Source organism: Mycolicibacterium neoaurum ATCC 25795, from assembly GCF_000691525.1.
GTDB classification, from domain to species: Bacteria; Actinomycetota; Actinomycetes; order Mycobacteriales; family Mycobacteriaceae; genus Mycobacterium; species Mycobacterium neoaurum.
Window position 1 is genome coordinate 110,600 of record NZ_JMDW01000002.1, and the last position, 17,298, is coordinate 127,897.

Consider the following 17,298-nt stretch of genomic DNA (forward strand, 5'->3'; position numbering starts at 1 on the left):
CCTCAGACGCATCAGGACTGCTGGGCGTTCCACCATTTTTTGAGCTCGGCGACCGCCTCGTCATGCTCCAGCGGACCACGTTCCAGTCGTAGGTCCTTCAGGTACTTCCACGCCTTGCCGACCAGCGGACCGGCCGGGATGTCCAGGATCGCCATGATCTCGTTGCCGTCGAGATCGGGCCGCACCCGACCCAGATCCTCCTTGGCCGCGATCTCGGCGATCCGAGCTTCGAGATCGTCGTAATTGGCGCGTAACCGCGCGGCACGGCGTTTGTTGCGGGTGGTGCAGTCCGCGCGGACCAACTTGTGCAACCGGTCCAACAGGGGCCCGGCATCGGTGACATAGCGACGCACCGCGGAGTCGGTCCACTTGCCGTCGCCGTAGCCGTGGAAACGCAGATGCAGGTAAACCAATTGCGAGACGTCGTCGACCATTTGCTTGGAGTACTTCAGCGCCCGCATCCGCTTGCGCGTCATCTTTGCCCCGACCACCTCGTGGTGATGGAAGCTCACCCCACCATCGGACTCGTGCCTACGGGTCGCCGGCTTGCCGATGTCGTGCAGCAGCGCGGCCCACCGCAACACCAGATCCGGCCCGTCGGCTTCCAGATCGATGGCCTGCTGCAGCACCGTCAGCGAGTGCCAGTAAACATCCTTGTGCTGGTGATGCTCATCGATGGCCATCCGCATCTCGCCGACCTCGGGTAACACCACATCGCCCAACCCGGTCTGCACCATCAGGTCGATACCGGCGACCGGATCGGCGCCGGTGATCAGCTTGTCCAGCTCGGCGGCGACTCGCTCGGCGGTGATCCGGCCCAACTGGGGTGCCATCTCGATGAGCGCCTCGAGCACCCGCGGCGCCACCGCGAAGCGCAGCTGGGACACGAAACGCGCGGCGCGCAGCATCCGCAGCGGATCATCACCGAAGGACACTCGCGGCTCGGCGGGAGTGTCGAGTATCCGCTCACGCAGTGCAGCGATCCCGCCGAGCGGATCGCAGAACTCCGCGAGCCCGCCAGGGGCATCGGGGTGGATGCGCACCGCCATCGCGTTGACCGTGAAATCGCGACGAACCAGGTCATCTTCCAGACGATCACCGAAGCGCACCTCAGGGTTACGCGAAACCTGGTCATAGCTGTCGGCCCGGAAGGTGGTGATCTCCATCCGATATCCGGCCTTGCCGACACCGAGGGTGCCGAATTCGATCCCGGTCTCCCAGAGGGCGTCGGCCCAACCGCGCAGCAGCTTCTGCATCTGCTTGGGCTGCGCGTCGGTGGTGAAATCGAGGTCATTGCCCAACCGGCCCAGCAGCGCATCGCGCACGCTCCCGCCGACCAGGTACAGCTGGTGGCCGGCCTCGGCGAACAGCGCACCCAACTCCGTGAACACCGGTCCGTACCGGCTCAGCGCCACCGATGCCCCCGCCAACAGTTCGACATCGGTGGTCTCTGGGGTCTGGTGGTCCGGCACGTTCGGGGAGTCTAGTGACGCCACCGGGGTGGTAACGACCCGGCGACAGCCCGGCCACGACAGGCGCGTGTGGCGATCAGGTGAACCGACGGCAACTATCATCGCTTGGGTGTCGGACGGCGAGCAGGCCAAACCGCGACGGCGCCGAGGGCGTCGCCGCGGTCGCCGGGCTGCCGGTCCGCCCGCTGGTGATGTGCAACCGGGCTCGACCACGAGCAACGGCGCGGCGGCACCGACCGCCAACGGGGAACCCAAACAGGCCAAACCCGGCCAGAATCGCAGGCCCCGTCCCGACCGCAGAGCCCCCGACCGGCTGCGCACCGTGCACGAGACCTCGGCGGGCGGGCTGGTCATCGACGGTATCGACGGCCCCAAAGAGACGCAGGTGGCGGCGTTGATCGGCCGGGTCGACCGACGCGGTCGGATGTTGTGGTCACTGCCGAAGGGGCATATCGAGGTCGGTGAGACCGCCGAGCAGACCGCAATCCGTGAGGTCGCCGAGGAGACCGGGATCCAGGGCAGCGTGTTGGCCGCACTGGGCAGCATCGACTACTGGTTCGTGACCGAGGGCCGGCGCGTCCACAAGACCGTGCACCATTACCTGATGCGTTTCCTCGGCGGCGACCTCTCCGACGAGGACATGGAGGTCACCGAGGTGGCCTGGGTCCCGCTGCGTGATCTGCCCGCCAGGCTGGCCTACGCCGACGAACGACGTCTGGCGGTGGTCGCCGGCGAGCTCATCGACAAGCTGCACAGCGACGGTGAGGACGCCCTGCCGCCGCTGCCACCCAGCGCTCCTAGGCGCCGCCCCCAGACCCATTCGCACACCCGCAACCGTCGCCCGGAGGAGTCGCCACCGCGGCGGGCGAACGGTTGCGGACCCGGCCAATGAGACAGGCGAGGGTGCTCCTTCGCGTCCTCGTCGCCGCACTCCTCGTCCTGCTGTTCGCCGGCCCTGTTCCGGCGGCCGCCCAGCCCGGCGAGACGACGTTCCTGCAGTTGCACATCGACCGCGTCAGCCCCGACACCGTCACCACCACCAGCGGTTCGGTGGTCACCGTTGCCGGAACCGTCCGCAACACCGGCGATCGGCCGGTCCGTGATGTCGTCGTCCGCCTCGAGCACGCCGCCGCGGTCACCGGATCGGCGGGGCTGCGGACGAACCTGACGGGCAATCTCGATCAGTACACCCCGGTCGGGCCGTTCATCACGGTCTCCGGCGAGCTGCAACGCGGACAGCAGGTCCCGTTCACGCTGTCCTATCCGGTCCGCGGAGCCGGGGAACCGACCTTGCAGATCGACCAGCCCGGCGTCTATCCCCTGCTGGTCAACGTCAACGGCACCCCCGACTACGGCGCCCCGGCCCGCCTCGACGATGCGCGTCTGCTGCTGCCGGTGCTGGGCGTACCGCCCGACCCCGTCAGCGGTGACGACCCGGGAAGCCAGGGTCTGTCGGCGGTGGTCGCCCCGGATACCTCACGGCCGGTGGCCACGACCGTGCTGTGGCCACTGGCCGACCGACCCCGGCTGGCCGCAGGCATCCCCGGCGGCACCACACCCGTGCGGCTGCTCGACGACGACCTGGCCACCTCCCTTGCGCCGGGCGGACGGCTGGACACCCTGCTCTCGGCGGCCGATTTCGCCACCAGCGCACCGGTCGACGCCGACGGTGCCGTCCGCGCGGCGGTCTGTCTGGCCGTCGATCCCGACCTGCTGATCACCGTCAACGCGATGACGGCCGGTTACGTCGTCAGCGACGATCCGGCCGGAGGTCTCAACGCCCCGACACGTCCCGGTACCGGCCAGGACGCGGCCGTCGGTTGGCTCAACCGGCTCAAGGCGCTGGCCCAGCGTCTGTGCGTCACGCCGACGGTTTACGCACAGGCCGACCTGGACGCGCTGCATCGGGTCGGCGATCGCGGACTGAACACCGTCGCCACCGGTGCGGCCGCCGATATCGTCGACCAGATCCTCGGCGTGCGTTCGGTGCGCGGGGCGACCCTGATCGGCGACGGCCCGCTGACCGACGGTGCGGTGTCATTGCTGGCCGGACAGAACCCGACCGTCGCGGTCTCGGCCGGTGCCCTGACCCCGGAAGACAGCGGCCCGACCGACATCTCACCGCAGCGCTACGCCCAGCAGGTGGTGGTCGCACCGTTCGATCCCGCGCTGGGCGCCGCGCTGGCCGGAGTCGGGGCCACCCCCCGCACACCGACCTATCTGGACACCGGACTGGACATCCCGCTGGACCACGACTCACGGGCGGCCCGCCTGCAGGACGCGCTCGGCGCGCTGCAGTGGCGTGGCCTGCGACCCGAGGCGCAGGGACGATCCCAGCTCGTCGTTCCGCCGTTGACATGGGACCTCAACCCCGAGGAGGCCCAGAGCGTGCTGACCGCGGTCGCCACCGCCATCAGGGCCGGTCTGGCCGTCCCGCGACCGCTACCGGTGGTGCTCCAGGAGACACCCGCGCTGGCACCATTCGATTCCAGCGCTCCCCCGTCATGGTCCGGGGATGCCGCGGGCACCTTCGACAATGGGGTGACCTCCGGGATCGGCGCGGTTACCGGCAGGCTGTGGGGGCTGACCGCGGCGTTGACCGTCGACGAACGCACCGGCCTGACCGGAAACCAGTACACCGCTCCCCTACGTGAGGACATGTTGCGCGCCGTGAGCCAGTCGATACCGGCGCAATCGCGCAACGGTGCCGCCCAGCAACGTCTTTCGACGGTCAGCCGTACCGTGGCGGACCTGTTCGGCGCGGTCACCGTGGTCAACCCCGGTGGCTCCTACACGCTGGCCACCGAGCGCAGTCCGCTGCCGCTGGCGCTGCGCAACGATCTGCCCGTCCCGATCCGGGTTCGGCTGCGCATCGACGCGCCGCCGGGGATGACGGTGACCGATCCCGGGGAGATAGAACTGCCGCCGGGTTTCCTGCCGGTGCGGGTGCCCATCGAGGTGCACTTCACCCAGCGCTTCGCCGTGGACGTCGCCCTGACCACCGCCGACGGTATGGCACTCGGCGACCCGGTGCGGTTGTCGGTGCATTCCAACGCCTACGGCAAGGTGCTGTTCTTCATCACCCTGACCGGAGGGCTGATCCTGGCACTGCTGGTCGGTCGCCGCCTGTGGCACCGTTTCCGGGGCGAGCCCGACCGGGCGGACTTGGTGCCGCCAACCAGGGAACCGCGCAGACCCGACCCGTTGGACACCGCGTTGGCCCACACCGCCGAAGACACCGGGCGCCCGGAGCGGACCCGATGAGCGCCGCGCAGGGCACCCGTAAGGAATTGTCGGACTCGGCCGTGGTCTCCAGGTCGTGGGCGATGGCACTGGCAACGCTGATCAGCAGGCTCACCGGCTTCGCGCGGATGGTGCTGCTGGCCATCATCCTCGGTGGGCCGCTGCTGAGCGCCTTCTCGGTGGCAAACCAGCTGCCCAACCTGATCGCCGCGCTGGTCCTCGAAGCGACCTTCACCGCGATCTTCGTTCCGGTGCTTGCCCGCGCCGAGCGCGAGGACCCCGACGGTGGAACGGCATTCATCCGCAGGTTGCTCACGCTGGCGACGCTGGTGCTGCTGCTGGCCACCATCTCCTCCACCCTGGCGGCCCCGCTGCTGACCGACCTGATGCTCGGTTCGGAACCGCTGGTGAACCGTCCGCTGACCACCGCGTTCGCCTATCTGCTGCTGCCCCAGATCATCTTCTACGGGCTGTCCTCGGTATTCATGGCAATTCTGAACACCCGCAACATCTTCGGTCCCCCGGCGTGGGCGCCGGTGGTCAACAACGTGGTCGCCATCGCCACCATCGGTCTCTATCTCCTTGTCCCGGGCGAGCTCTCGGTGAACCCGGTGGAAATGGGCAATGCCAAGTTGCTGGTGCTGGGTATCGGGACCACCCTGGGCGTGGTCGCCCAGGCCGCGGTCGTGTTCGTCGCATTACGGGCCGAGCGGATCAGCATGAAACCGCTCTGGGGCATCGACGACCGGCTCAAGACTTTCGGGATGATGGCGCTGGCGATGGTGCTCTACGTCCTGATCAGTCAGGTCGGCCTGATCGTCGGTAACCAGATCGCCAGTGCGGCATCGGCATCCGGCCCGGCCATCTACAACTACACCTGGCTGGTGTTACAGCTGCCGTTCGGCATCATCGGCGTGACGGTGCTCACCGTGGTGATGCCGCGGCTGTCGCGTAACGCCGCATCCGAGGACGGACCGGCCGTGCTCGCCGATCTGAACCTGGCCACCCGACTCACCATGCTGACCCTGATCCCGGTGGTCGCGGTGATGACCGTCGGCGGGCCGGCGATCGGCAGCGCGTTGTTCGCCTACGGCAACTTCGGTGACACCGACGCCGGCTATCTGGGCATGGCGATCACGCTGTCCTCGTTCACCCTGATCCCCTATTCCCTGGTGCTGCTGCAACTTCGAGTCTTCTACGCGCGTCAACAACCGTGGACGCCGATCGTGCTGATCCTGGTGATCACCGCGGTGAAGATCGTGACGTCGGTGGCGGTGCCGCATCTGGTCACCGACCCGGGCATGGTCGCCGGGTACCTGGGGCTGGCCAACGGCCTCGGGTTCCTGGCCGGTGCCACCGTGGGATATGTGGTGCTGCGCGCCAACCTCATCCCCGCCGGCAGCGGCGGCCGGATGATCAGCATCGAGGTGGTGCGCACCATCCTGGTGACTATTGCGGCGTCGATGCTCGCCGGCCTGCTGGCCCACGTCGCCGACAAGCTTCTCGGTCTGCAGGCCCTGACCGAACACGGCGGTGGCGCGGGATCGCTGCTGCGGTTGATGGTGATCGGCCTGATCATGGGTCCGATCATCGGCGCGGTGCTGTGGTGGGCCAAGGTGCCCGACGCGGTATCGGCGGTTGCCGCGGTGCAGGCCCGACTCCGGGGCCGCACGGCGTCGGCCTCCGGGCGCACGACCGGGGCCGATGCTGGTCACGACCGCCGAACGGTCCCGTATCCTGATCGGAGCAATTCGCATCCGATGCGGCCCGGCCGCCCCCCGGCAGCCCGCCGGTATGCACCGCAGGCACAGATTGCCACGAGCCACACTCGGAAAGGACCATCGGTGAGCGATACGCCCGGCAGCGGGTCTGCGCCAGACGCCGGAGCCGAATCCGAAACCGGCGCCACCACTCGGATTCCGTTGCAGGGCAAAGCTGATGCGTTTGCGCCCGATACCGGCGGTTTCACCGCGCGGCCACCGGCCGACTACGGCGGCGATCCCAGTCGGGAGCCGCTTGCCTTCGACCCGCCGCGCGAGGGCCCAGCCGAGGCCGCGCTCGGTGAGGAACTGCACCTGATCCCCGGCGCGACGATCATCGGCGGGCGCTACCGATTGCTGGTCTCCCACGGCGGGACCGACAAGCTCCGGTTCTGGCATGCCCTGGACACCGCCCTCGACCGGCAGGTCGCGCTGACCTTCGTCGATCCCGACGGCACCCTGCCCGAGTCCGATTTGCAGGACATCCTGACCAGGACACAACGGCTGTCGTCGATCGACAGTCCCGGGCTGGCCCGGATCTTGGACGTCACCCGGTCCGGATCCGGCGGCCTGGTGATCTCGGAGTGGATCCGCGGCGGTTCGCTGACCGAGGTCGCCGAGACCTCCCCCTCCCCGATCGGCGGGGCGCGGGCCATCCAATCACTGGCCGGGGCGGCCGAGATCGCACACCGCTCGGGCGTCGCGCTGTCGGTCGACGATCCGGGCCGCATCCGGGTCAGCATCGAGGGCGATGTCGCGCTGGCCTTCCCCGCGACACTGCCCGACGCCAATCCCGAGAGCGATATCCGCGGTGTCGGTGCAGCCTTGTACGCCCTGCTGATCAACCGGTGGCCGTTACCGCAAACCGGTACCGCCAGTGGCCTGGAGCCCGCCGATCTCGATGCGGTCGGCCAACCCGTCGAACCGCAGACGGTCAATCCGGACATTCCCTTCCAGATCTCTGCGGCGGCCGCCCGTGCGGTACAGGAGAACGGTGGTATCCGCAGTGCACCGACGCTGCTGAATCTGCTGCAGCAGGCCACCGCGGTCGCTGATCGCACCGAATACATCGCGCCGCTGGACGAGTCACCGGGCGATCGATCCGCGCGTTCCGGTGCCGCCAATACCGACCCGGACGCCGCCGCACGGCGTCGTAAAGGCCTCATCATCGGACTCGCCGTAGGCGGTGTCGTGGTGGTGCTCGTCTTCGTCCTGCTGGCCACCGTGCTCAGCCGGATCTTCGGTGACGTGGGCGGCGGGATCAATCGCGACGAGCTCGGCCTGAACAACCCCACCAGCACGACGGCCCAGTCCGACACCGGCACGGTCAAACCGGTCCGGGCCACCGTCTTCTCCCCCGAGGGCGGCGCCGACGCGCCCAACGAGGCCGGTCTGGCCATCGACGGGAACCCCGCGACCGCGTGGCCGACCGACACCTACTCCGATCCGGTGCCCTTCCCCGGCTTCAAGAACGGTGTCGGCCTGATGCTGCAGTTGCCCAAGCCCACCGATATCGGATCGGTCACGGTCAACGTCTCCAGCGTGGGCACCTCGGTGCAGATCCGCTCGGCCGAGACGGCCAACCCGGCCTCGTTGGCCGATACCAAGGAGCTGACTGCGCCGACCCCGCTGAAGAAGGGCTCCAACACCATCGACGTGCCCGAAGCGGCACCGACGTCGTATGTGTTGGTGTGGATCTCGACGCTGGGCACGGTGGACGGCAAGAGTCGCACCGATATCTCCGAGGTGACGGTCAGCGCCCGCTCCTGAACGAAGTTATCCCCAGCCTGTTCTCGACATCCGCGCAGTTCAGGCGGTCGCGGCAAAGAGGTGCCCGGTGGTTGCGGCAGCGGAATCTAGTGTTCGGCTGTGGGGGATATCACGGCAGACGACCGCACCGACGAACAGCTGCTCAGCGCGCACCTGGCCGGGGACCGATTCGCCTTCGAGCAGCTGTTCCACCGCTACGAGCCTCAGCTGTACCGACTGGCGCGGATCACGACCCGCTGTCCGGACGATGCCCGCGACGCGTTGCAGGAAGCGATGCTCTCGGCACATTGCGCGGCCGCTCGGTTCCGCCACGACTGCACCGTGAAGAGCTGGTTGCGCCGAATCGTGGTGAACGCCTGCCTGGACCGCTTGCGACGGCACAGGGCGCGTCCCACGGCGCCGTTGGATCCGGATCTCGCCGGCCACGCCCCGGACCCCATCCCGGCATTGGACACGGCGATCGTGGTGGAGAACGCGTTGCTGCGGCTGCCCATCGACCAGCGGGCGGCCATCGTCGCGGTCGATATGCAGGGATTCTCGGTGGCCGAGACAGCCGCCATGCTCGGTGTGCCGGAGGGCACCGTCAAGAGTCGGTGTGCGCGCGGTCGGTCCAAACTCGCGACCACCCTGGCCCACCTGAGCGCACCGATGGCGCGATGATGGAACGGTGCCCACGGAGCCCGATGACGCGACCATCGCCAAGGTCCGCCGTGAGCTCGCCGATCTCGCCGAGGCACCGGCGCCCGCCCCGCCGCCGGACGTGACCGCTGCTGTCGTCGCGGCACTGCGTGGGCACCACCGCGTCGTACCTGCCGATGGTGGCCCGTTGCGGCATGCCGACCGTCCGCCGGTGCGCCGAGGCACGTGGCTGTTCGTCGGTCTGCTCGCGGCCGGCGTCGCGGTCATCGTCGCGGTCGTCCTGGGCAGCCTGGCACTCACCGGCACCGAGCCTGGGCCGGGCACCGGAGCTCGGGCGGATTACACGACGGCACGGCACGTCATCGAGCAGTCCACACCGTCGGACCTGCCGTTGCCGGCCCAGGCCATCGAAGCCCTGCTGATCCGCCCGCCGGTGCTGGGTCCGCTGAAGGACACATCGGCCTGCCTGACCAGGCTAGGCCGCCCGGCCGATACGCCCATCCTCGGCGCCCAACCGGTGCCCGCTGGGGTGCTGCTGGTGCTGCCCGGATCCACGCCGGAGGAGATGGTCGCGGTCGTGGTGGCAGCCGGATGTCCCGCCACGGACCCGGCGTTGCTGACGAGTTCGGTGCTGCCGCGGCCCTCACATGCCGGTCGGGAACACCGCGGCCTACGCTGATGTTTGAACTCACGCCGCTTATGCGGCAGAAAGGCTGGGATATACACGATGTCCACCACTTCTGAGGACACGTCCCCCATCCACGACGTGATCATCATCGGATCCGGCCCGGCCGGGTACACCGCGGCGGTGTACACCGCCCGCGCACAGTTGAAGCCGTTGGTGTTCGAGGGCATTTCCTTCGGCGGTGCGCTGATGACCACCACCGAGGTCGAGAACTACCCCGGCTTCCGGGAGGGCATCACCGGGCCGAACCTGATGGAGGAGATGCGCGAGCAGGCGCTGCGCTTCGGTGCCGACCTGCGCATGGAAGATGTCGATTCGGTGGACCTCAGCGGTCCGGTCAAGACGGTGACCGTCGGCGATGAGACGTTCCGCGCCAAATCGGTGATCTTGGCCATGGGTGCCGCGGCCCGCCAGCTCGGGATCCCGGGCGAGCAGGAGCGCATCGGCCTCGGTGTGAGTACGTGCGCCACCTGCGATGGGTTCTTCTTCCGCGAGCAGGACATCGCCGTGATCGGCGGCGGCGACTCGGCGATGGAAGAAGCCATCTTCCTGACCAAGTTCGCCCGCAGTGTGACGCTGATCCATCGCCGGGACGAGTTCCGGGCATCCAAGATCATGCTCGAGCGCGCCCAGGCCAACGAGAAGATCACCATCCTGACCAACACCGCCGTCGAAGAGATCGAGGGTGACCCCAAGGTCACCGGAATTCGGTTGCGCGACACGGTAACCGGTGAAGAGTCCAAGCTCGCCGTGTCCGGTGTGTTCGTCGCAATCGGGCACATCCCGCGCTCGGATCTGGTCAAGGGTCAGGTCGACCTCGATGAGGACGGTTACGTCAAGGTGATCGGTCGCAGCACCGCGACGTCGATCGAAGGTGTCTTCGCCGCAGGCGATCTGGTGGACCACACCTACCGCCAGGCCATCACCGCCGCGGGCTCCGGCTGTTCGGCGGCCATCGACACAGAGCGCTGGCTCACCGAATTCCCCGCTCCCACCGAAGATTAGGAGAAGTTCATGGCTGAGAACTCCGCGACCGTTGCGGTCACCGACGATTCGTTCAAGCAGGACGTGCTGTCCAGCTCCACCCCGGTGTTGGTCGACTTCTGGGCAACCTGGTGCGGCCCGTGCAAGATGGTCGCCCCCGTGCTCGAGGAGATCGCCGCGGAGAAGTCCGGCGAGCTCACCGTCGCCAAGCTCGACGTCGACGCAAACCCCGAGACCGCCCGTGACTTCCAGGTCGTGTCGATCCCGACGATGATCTTGTTCAAGGACGGTCAGCCGGTCAAACGGATCGTCGGCGCCAAGGGTAAGGCGGCGCTGCTGCGCGAGATCGCCGACGATCTCACCTGAGGCCGGTTCGGCGCATCACACGCCGAGGTTTTCCGGATTTTAAGCGTCATCTGAGACAATGCTGTCTATCCGGAGTGCCATTGCCGTCGGTTCGGGTGGGGGTACTCAATGTCGGGAAGGCCAGGAATGTCGATACTGCGTCGCGGCGACCGCGGAAGTGCGGTCGTCGAGATCAGGGCGGCACTGGCCGGCTTGAACATGCTCGAGCACCCCGATGCCGAGCCGACCACCGGCAAGCATATCGTCGCCGATCTGTTCGATGACGAGCTCGACCGTGCCGTGCGCGCTTTCCAGCAGCACCGGGGTCTGCTGGTCGACGGCCTGGTTGGTGAAGCCACCGCCCGTGCCCTGCGCGAGGCTTCCTATCAGCTGGGCGCGCGTACGCTGTCCCATCAGTTCGGCGCACCGATGTACGGCGACGATGTGGCGACCCTGCAGGCCAGACTGCAGGATCTCGGCTTCTACACCGGCCTGGTCGACGGCCATTTCGGGTTGCAGACGCACAACGCGCTGATGTTCTTCCAGCGGGAGTATGGCCTGTTCCCGGATGGGATATGTGGCCCGGAGACGCTGCGATCGCTGTACTTCCTCGGCTCCCGGGTCACCGGCGGTTCGCCACACGCCATCCGCGAGGAGGAGCTGGTGCGCCGCTCGGGTCCGCGGCTGTCCGGAAAGCGGGTCATCATCGATCCGGGCCGCGGCGGCAGTGATCTGGGTGCCATCATCCAAGGTCCCGAGGGTCCGATCAGCGAGGCCGACATCCTGTGGGATCTGGCCAGCCGACTCGAGGGCAGGATGACTGCCATCGGAATGGACACCTTCTTGTCGCGTTCGGCCAACAGCAGCCCATCGGATGCCGAACGGGCGGCCACCGCCAACACGGTGGGTGCAGATCTGATGATCAGCCTGCGCTGCACCACCCACACCAGTGCGACAGCCAGCGGCGTCGCCTCCTTCCACTTCGGTAACTCGCATGGCTCGGTCTCCACCATCGGCCGCAATCTCGCAGATTTCATCCAGCGAGAGCTCGTGGCGCGCACCGGATCCCGTGATTGTCGTGTGCACGGACGTACCTGGGACCTGCTCCGGCTGACCCGGATGCCCACCGTGCAGGTCGATCTCGGCTATGTGACCAACACACACGATCGAACGCTGTTGTCGTCAGCCGCATCTCGTGATGCCATCGCCGAGGGTATGTTGGCCGCGGTGAAGCGCCTCTATCTGCTCGGGAAGGATGATCGCCCGACCGGGACGTTCACCTTTGCCGAACTACTGGCCCACGAGCTGTCGGTCGAGGCCGGCCGCGTCGCCCCCAGCTGACCTCTCCGGCCGCAACTTCCTCGAGCGACGCCGCTCAGCAGACGGCAGCGCCGGCACCGACCGGCGCCTGCAGGCGGGCACTTTCCAGCAGCCGTTCTAGCGCTGCCTCCACATCGGCCTTCCAGCCCAATCCCTGCTCGAGTTCGAGGCGCAAGCGCGGGAAGTACGGATGGGGTGCAACGACCTCGAAACCCGCTGCACTGAGAAACTCCGCCGACACGATGCACTGTCCGGCCGAACAGTCACCCAACGCCTCGATCACCGTTGCCAGCTCGGCTGTCGCGCCGCCCGCGCACAGCTCGTCGGCCAGAGTCGTCCGTCCGAACGCCTCGAGGGCGCGCACGCCGCGCCGGATCAAGTCGGCCGCGACCGCCGCCACCAATGCCCGGGACAAATCATCCCCGTCGTCGGTCGAGTCGACACCCAGCGAGGTCAACAAGACCGCGTCCGCGCTCACCGGTCCGGTGGGGAATCGAGCAGCGCGCGGTACCGCCCCCGGCGGTGCGTAAAAGGCATAGCCCGAGCACGGTGCCTCGACGGTCAGCGCCGCGGCGTCCTGCTCGCCGGGTGCATCCGGTCCGACCAACGCCACCTGGGCGCAAGAACCCCATTCCAGCATGACCATCGACAGCCATGCTTCTTTCTCGAACTCCGGGTCGGCCAGATGGTCCTCACCCTGCACCGTCGAGGGGTCGACCTCCCAGAACACACAGCGTCGCGCATGTTTGGGTAACTGATCGAACGCCTCGAGCCGAAGCGAGCTGATTCGCGCTGACACTTCGAGTCCTCACCCTTCGATTCTGGAGAGCGCACGGACCTCCAGGATAGGAGAAAAGCCACCGATTCGATGTGCTGCGCCAAATCCGTTGCTACACATTCGATCTCCGCGATGAGGACGCTATCCCTCGGATGCCCGGCCGGCCAGTGTCACAGTGACGTAATTCGCCCTTGTCACCGGTCATGGAAAGACAGCGCGAAATCGGCCCCATCATTACTTGGCGGAGTTCATCAGCTCGACGATGCGCTGCAAATCATCGACGGAGCCGAACTCGACCACGATCTTGCCCTTGCGTTTGCCCAGACTCACGGTCACCCGCGTGTCGAACGCCGTCGACAGCTGTTCGGCGACATCCTGCAGACCCGGCATCTGGATGGGCTTGCGCCGCGGTGCCGGGGGTTCGGCCGGACCGTTGCGGTTCGCCAAGGTGACGGCTTCCTCGGTCGCCCGCACCGACAAGCCCTCGGCCACGATCCGCGCGGCGAGTTCTTCTTGCTGCTCGGGTCCACCCTCGAGAGCCAGTAGCGCCCTGGCGTGCCCGGCGGAAAGCACACCTGCAGCCACCCTGCGCTGGACGGCGATCGGCAGGCGCAGGAGTCGAATCATGTTCGAGATCAGTGGACGCGACCGACCGATCCGCGATGCCAGCTCGTCATGGGTGACACCGAACTCATCGAGAAGCTGTTGGTAGGCGGCTGCCTCTTCCAAGGGATTCAGCTGAGCGCGGTGGATGTTCTCCAGCAGCGCGTCGCGGAGCATGCTGTCATCCGCGGTCTCCCGAACGATCGCCGGGATCGCGGTCAGTCCGGCCTCCTGGGATGCCCTCCACCGCCGCTCCCCCATCACCAGCTGATAGCGCGTCGCGCCGTCCACTGCCGGCATCGCGCGCACCACGATCGGCTGCATGACGCCGAACTCCTTGATGGAGTGGATCAGCTCCGAAAGCGCCTCTTCGTCGAAGACCTGCCGCGGCTGGCGCGGGTTCGGATCGATGGACTTCGGATCGATCTCTCGGTACACCGCACCGAACTCCGCCACGGCCGCTGCCTCGGCAGCCGTCGGCGACGGTGCGGCGGTCTTCGGCGCGCCCCCCATCAGGACGTCGGCAGCGCTGTCCCCGATCCGCGGAGCACCCAGCGCCTCGCCCTCACCGGGGCCGGTCGGGATCAACGACGCCAGTCCGCGTCCCAGTCCGCTGCGCTTCTTCGCCTGGTTCATCGACCTCTCCTGCTGATCTTCTGCTCGGGAACTACGTGGATCACTTGGCCGATCGCCCGCGCTCGGCGATCTCGCGGCTCGCATCGAGATAGCTCATCGCTCCCCGTGAGCCCGGGTCATAGTCGAGGATCGTCATTCCGTACCCGGGTGCCTCCGACACCTTCACGCTGCGCGGGATCACCGTCCGCAGCACCTTGTCGCCGAAGTGCGCCCGGACATCCTCGGCCACCTGGTCGGCCAATCGGGTACGACCGTCGTACATGGTCAGCACAACGGTCGTGACATCCAGTTCGGGATTGAGATGCGACTTGACCATCTCGATATTGCGGAGCAGCTGTCCCACGCCTTCCAGTGCGTAGTACTCGCACTGAATCGGGATGAGCACCTCTGGCGCGGCGACGAGGGCGTTGATGGTGAGCAGGCCCAGCGAGGGCGGGCAATCGATGAAGACGTAATCGAAGCTGTGATCGCGCAAAGCGGCGAGCGCCGACCGCAGCCGGCCTTCTCGCGCGACCATACTGACCAATTCGATCTCGGCACCCGCCAGGTCGATGGTGGCCGGCACGCAGTACAGCTTGTCGTTATGGGGGCTGCGCTGCAGCGCGTCGGCGAGGGGGATCTCGCCGATCAACACCTCGTAGGACGACGGTGTGCCCTGGCGATGTTCGATGCCCAGGGCTGTGCTCGCGTTGCCCTGAGGATCGAGATCGATCACCAACACCTGTAAGCCCTGACGGGCCAGCGCCGCGGCAACATTGACTGCCGTCGTGGTCTTGCCGACGCCGCCCTTCTGATTGGCGATGGTGAAAACCCGCTGGCGGGCGGGGCGCGGCAATCCGCGCTCCCGGTTGTGCAGCAGCCGACTGGCGCGCTCTGCCTCGGCTGCTATCGGAGTGTCGATGGTCGGCCAAGCCTCGGGTTCAGCCGTCCATGTTTCACGTGAAACATCACGCTGGCCCGTCATCGCTTCCTCCTGCCGGGTCGCCCCGTCCGACTGTCCACCACTCCGCGCCGTGCTTCGACCACGGTGGCGGGTGGATTCAAAAAGTCCACGCCACATCTCACCACCCTTACCTCTGAAGCACCAAGCGAACTCAACGTCCGCCGATGCTGCTCGACCTCGTCGGCGGCCCGCTCACCCTTCAGTGCCAACATTCGACCGCCGACACGCAACAGCGGGATACTCCACCGCGACAACTTGTCCAGCGGCGCCACCGCACGGGACACGACCGCATCCATGTCCCCCGCCTCGGCACGAATCACCTTGTCCTCTGCGCGACCCCGGACGACCTCGACATCGAGACTCAACTCCGCGATAGCCTCGCGCAGAAACTCACTGCGGCGCAGCAGTGGCTCGACCAAAGTCACACGGAGATCCGGACGCGCGATCGCCAACGGAATTCCGGGCAGACCCGCCCCGCTGCCGATATCGGCAACCCGCTCCCCTTCGCCGAGAAGCTCGGTCATTGCGGCACTGTTGAGGATGTGCCGTTCCCACAGCCGGTCCACCTCGGCGGGTCCGATCAATCCGCGCTCGATTCCCGCCCCGGCGAGGATCTGCCCATACCGCTCGGCGATATCTACCCGGTCGCCAAAGCAAAGAGCCGCCGCCTGAGGCGCCGGACTCAATTCACCATGTTTCACGTGAAACATCCTCCGGTCGTGCCCCAGGCCGACGGCCCTGAACCTTGTCGCTAGAACTACATCCGTGTAACTCGGCCTACGCCGGCAGCACGACCACGCGACGTGACGGCTCGGCGCCCTCACTCTCACTGCGCACACCGTCGACCGCCGCCACCGCGTCGTGAACGATCTTGCGCTCGAACGGCGTCATCGGCGACAACTCCTCGCGCTGACCGGACTCAACCACCCGGCGGGCGATCTTGTCACCGAGCGCTGCCAGTTCGTCGCGACGACGCCGGCGCCACCGAGCGATGTCCAGCATCAGCCGGCTGCGCTCACCGGTCTTCTGATGAACGGCGAGCCGGGTCAACTCCTGGAGTGCGTCGAGCACCTCACCCTTGCGTCCCACCAACTTGTTCAGATCGTTACCGCCGTCGATGCTCACCACGGCACGGTCGCCCTCGACATCCAGATCGATATCGCCGTCGAAATCCAAGAGGTCCAAGAGCTCCTCCAGATAGTCACCGGCGATCTCACCCTCCGCGACGAGCCGGTCCTCCAGATCGTCCTCCCCCGGTTCGGGAACGTTCTCGGACTCGGACTCGACGGACACCTCGTCGGTGCGGTCGGCAGTTTCTGCGTCAGTCATATCGCTTCTCCTTACTTCGCCGTGGCCGCCACCGGAGTCTGTTTCCGGTTTCATCGGCTCTCTCGGCTTGGCTTCTAATTCTTGCGCTTCCGCTGCGACTTACGTGCGGATGGAGCCTGCTTTACTACAGGGCGAGCGGGCTGCGTTTTGCTCTCCATTCGGCGCGCCAAAAGCTCGTCTATCGGCGCTGTGGAGTCCTGCATCTCCCGGTAGGCGGACAGACCCGCCACAACTTCCTCGCTGCCCTCCCTGATGGAACTATCGACGGCACGTTCAAGGAGATCAACGCCTGCCTCCGTTGCTTCGGCGATGGCCGTAGACGTCACTTCGTCGATTACGAAGTTTCGCAGATAACGCGAATACAGATTTGCGACTTGTTGAAGAGAAGCTCTATAAGCAAGTGATACCTGCTTGGTAGCAACCGATTCGGCGCCGGTGCTTTCACGCACGTCCCTCAGGGACTTTGACAAGAGCTCCACGGCTCTAGTGGAGTCCGCGGCCCTACGACGTCCCTCAAGTACATTGATCCGTGTCGCGTAGAACTGCTTCGTCATGGATTCGGACCTAGCTGATGACATGAGTAAAAGTCGAGCTTCTACCCAATCTGCGGCAGCACGATAGCCATCAAAATTGTATGAAACCGAGCACTTCTCTCGTTGTTCGGGAGTCCAGCCGTCGATGACTTTCAATCCGACGCGGGCATGCTCGCGTGCCCGGTCGTATCTCTTCAGTCTATAGTTCGCTTCACCGACCGCAGTCCGCACATACAGAACCCAACCCTCTAAGGTACG

14 protein-coding genes are annotated in these 17,298 nt (G+C 66.8%); 8 read left to right on the top strand and 6 right to left on the bottom strand.

What is annotated here, in order from left to right:
* Positions 1 to 11: 11 nt before the first annotated feature.
* Positions 12 to 1,472: a CCA tRNA nucleotidyltransferase gene (locus IC40_RS0101255; protein ID WP_030132964.1), complete on the bottom strand. Its 1,461-nt coding sequence runs from the start codon at positions 1,470 to 1,472 to the stop codon at positions 12 to 14.
* 109 nt (positions 1,473 to 1,581) lie between these two features.
* Between IC40_RS0101255 and IC40_RS0101260 the strand changes: the two genes are divergently transcribed.
* The 8 genes from IC40_RS0101260 (at position 1,582) to IC40_RS0101295 (ending at position 12,239) form a co-directional block, all read left to right on the top strand.
* Positions 1,582 to 2,364: an NUDIX hydrolase gene (locus IC40_RS0101260; protein ID WP_030132965.1), complete on the top strand. Its 783-nt coding sequence runs from the start codon at positions 1,582 to 1,584 to the stop codon at positions 2,362 to 2,364.
* A complete protein-coding gene (locus IC40_RS0101265) occupies positions 2,361 to 4,736 on the top strand; it encodes a hypothetical protein (RefSeq protein ID WP_030132966.1) in 2,376 nt (791 codons plus the stop codon). Before IC40_RS0101260 ends, IC40_RS0101265 begins: the two co-directional genes overlap by 4 nt.
* Entirely contained in the window at positions 4,733 to 8,245 is a 3,513-nt protein-coding gene (gene murJ / locus IC40_RS0101270) for a murein biosynthesis integral membrane protein MurJ (protein WP_030132967.1), read from the top strand. The genes IC40_RS0101265 and murJ overlap by 4 nt, the downstream gene beginning before the upstream one ends.
* 99 nt (positions 8,246 to 8,344) lie before the next feature.
* Positions 8,345 to 8,905, top strand: a complete 561-nt coding sequence (gene sigM, locus IC40_RS0101275; protein ID WP_030132968.1) for an RNA polymerase sigma factor SigM — start codon at positions 8,345 to 8,347, stop codon at positions 8,903 to 8,905.
* A gap of 7 nt (positions 8,906 to 8,912) precedes the next feature.
* The gene (locus tag IC40_RS0101280) at positions 8,913 to 9,563 is read left to right on the top strand and encodes a hypothetical protein (RefSeq protein ID WP_051644244.1); all 651 of its coding nucleotides are present in this window, start codon (positions 8,913 to 8,915) and stop codon (positions 9,561 to 9,563) included.
* A gap of 48 nt (positions 9,564 to 9,611) precedes the next feature.
* The gene (gene trxB / locus IC40_RS0101285) at positions 9,612 to 10,574 is read left to right on the top strand and encodes a thioredoxin-disulfide reductase (protein WP_030132970.1); all 963 of its coding nucleotides are present in this window, start codon (positions 9,612 to 9,614) and stop codon (positions 10,572 to 10,574) included.
* Between the two features lie 9 nt (positions 10,575 to 10,583).
* Positions 10,584 to 10,919: a thioredoxin gene (gene trxA, locus IC40_RS0101290; RefSeq protein WP_030132971.1), complete on the top strand. Its 336-nt coding sequence runs from the start codon at positions 10,584 to 10,586 to the stop codon at positions 10,917 to 10,919.
* A gap of 126 nt (positions 10,920 to 11,045) precedes the next feature.
* Complete coding sequence (locus IC40_RS0101295; RefSeq protein ID WP_030132972.1) at positions 11,046 to 12,239, top strand: N-acetylmuramoyl-L-alanine amidase; 1,194 nt, start codon at positions 11,046 to 11,048, stop codon at positions 12,237 to 12,239.
* Positions 12,240 to 12,273: 34 nt separating this feature from the next.
* On the opposite strand, the gene IC40_RS0101300 is transcribed toward IC40_RS0101295, so the two are convergent.
* The 5 genes from IC40_RS0101300 to IC40_RS0101320 form a co-directional block, all read right to left on the bottom strand.
* Complete coding sequence (locus IC40_RS0101300; RefSeq protein WP_030132973.1) at positions 12,274 to 13,017, bottom strand: hypothetical protein; 744 nt, start codon at positions 13,015 to 13,017, stop codon at positions 12,274 to 12,276.
* A 213-nt stretch (positions 13,018 to 13,230) separates the two neighbouring features.
* The gene (locus IC40_RS0101305) at positions 13,231 to 14,235 is read right to left on the bottom strand and encodes a ParB/RepB/Spo0J family partition protein (RefSeq protein ID WP_030132974.1); all 1,005 of its coding nucleotides are present in this window, start codon (positions 14,233 to 14,235) and stop codon (positions 13,231 to 13,233) included.
* 40 nt (positions 14,236 to 14,275) lie between these two features.
* The gene (locus IC40_RS0101310; protein WP_030132975.1) at positions 14,276 to 15,199 is read right to left on the bottom strand and encodes a ParA family protein; all 924 of its coding nucleotides are present in this window, start codon (positions 15,197 to 15,199) and stop codon (positions 14,276 to 14,278) included.
* The gene (gene rsmG, locus IC40_RS0101315) at positions 15,196 to 15,888 is read right to left on the bottom strand and encodes a 16S rRNA (guanine(527)-N(7))-methyltransferase RsmG (RefSeq protein WP_030132976.1); all 693 of its coding nucleotides are present in this window, start codon (positions 15,886 to 15,888) and stop codon (positions 15,196 to 15,198) included. The genes IC40_RS0101310 and rsmG overlap by 4 nt, the downstream gene beginning before the upstream one ends.
* Before the next feature lie 67 nt (positions 15,889 to 15,955).
* On the bottom strand, positions 15,956 to 16,507 hold the full coding sequence (locus IC40_RS0101320) for a Jag family protein (protein ID WP_030132977.1): 552 nt from the start codon (positions 16,505 to 16,507) through the stop codon (positions 15,956 to 15,958).
* Positions 16,508 to 17,298: the final 791 nt, after the last annotated feature.

Bases quoted from the DNA above. Each gene is read 5' to 3' on its own strand.
- IC40_RS0101265 (WP_030132966.1), top strand. From the start codon at position 2,361: ATGAGACAGGCGAGGGTGCTCCTTCGCGTCCTCGTCGCCGCACTCCTC.
- murJ (WP_030132967.1), top strand. From the start codon at position 4,733: ATGAGCGCCGCGCAGGGCACCCGTAAGGAATTGTCGGACTCGGCCGTG.
- trxB (WP_030132970.1), top strand. From the start codon at position 9,612: ATGTCCACCACTTCTGAGGACACGTCCCCCATCCACGACGTGATCATC.
- trxA (WP_030132971.1), top strand. From the start codon at position 10,584: ATGGCTGAGAACTCCGCGACCGTTGCGGTCACCGACGATTCGTTCAAG.
- IC40_RS0101295 (WP_030132972.1), top strand. From the start codon at position 11,046: ATGTCGATACTGCGTCGCGGCGACCGCGGAAGTGCGGTCGTCGAGATC.
- IC40_RS0101305 (WP_030132974.1), bottom strand. From the start codon at position 14,235: ATGAACCAGGCGAAGAAGCGCAGCGGACTGGGACGCGGACTGGCGTCG.
- IC40_RS0101310 (WP_030132975.1), bottom strand. From the start codon at position 15,199: ATGACGGGCCAGCGTGATGTTTCACGTGAAACATGGACGGCTGAACCC.
- rsmG (WP_030132976.1), bottom strand. From the start codon at position 15,888: ATGTTTCACGTGAAACATGGTGAATTGAGTCCGGCGCCTCAGGCGGCG.
- IC40_RS0101320 (WP_030132977.1), bottom strand. From the start codon at position 16,507: ATGACTGACGCAGAAACTGCCGACCGCACCGACGAGGTGTCCGTCGAG.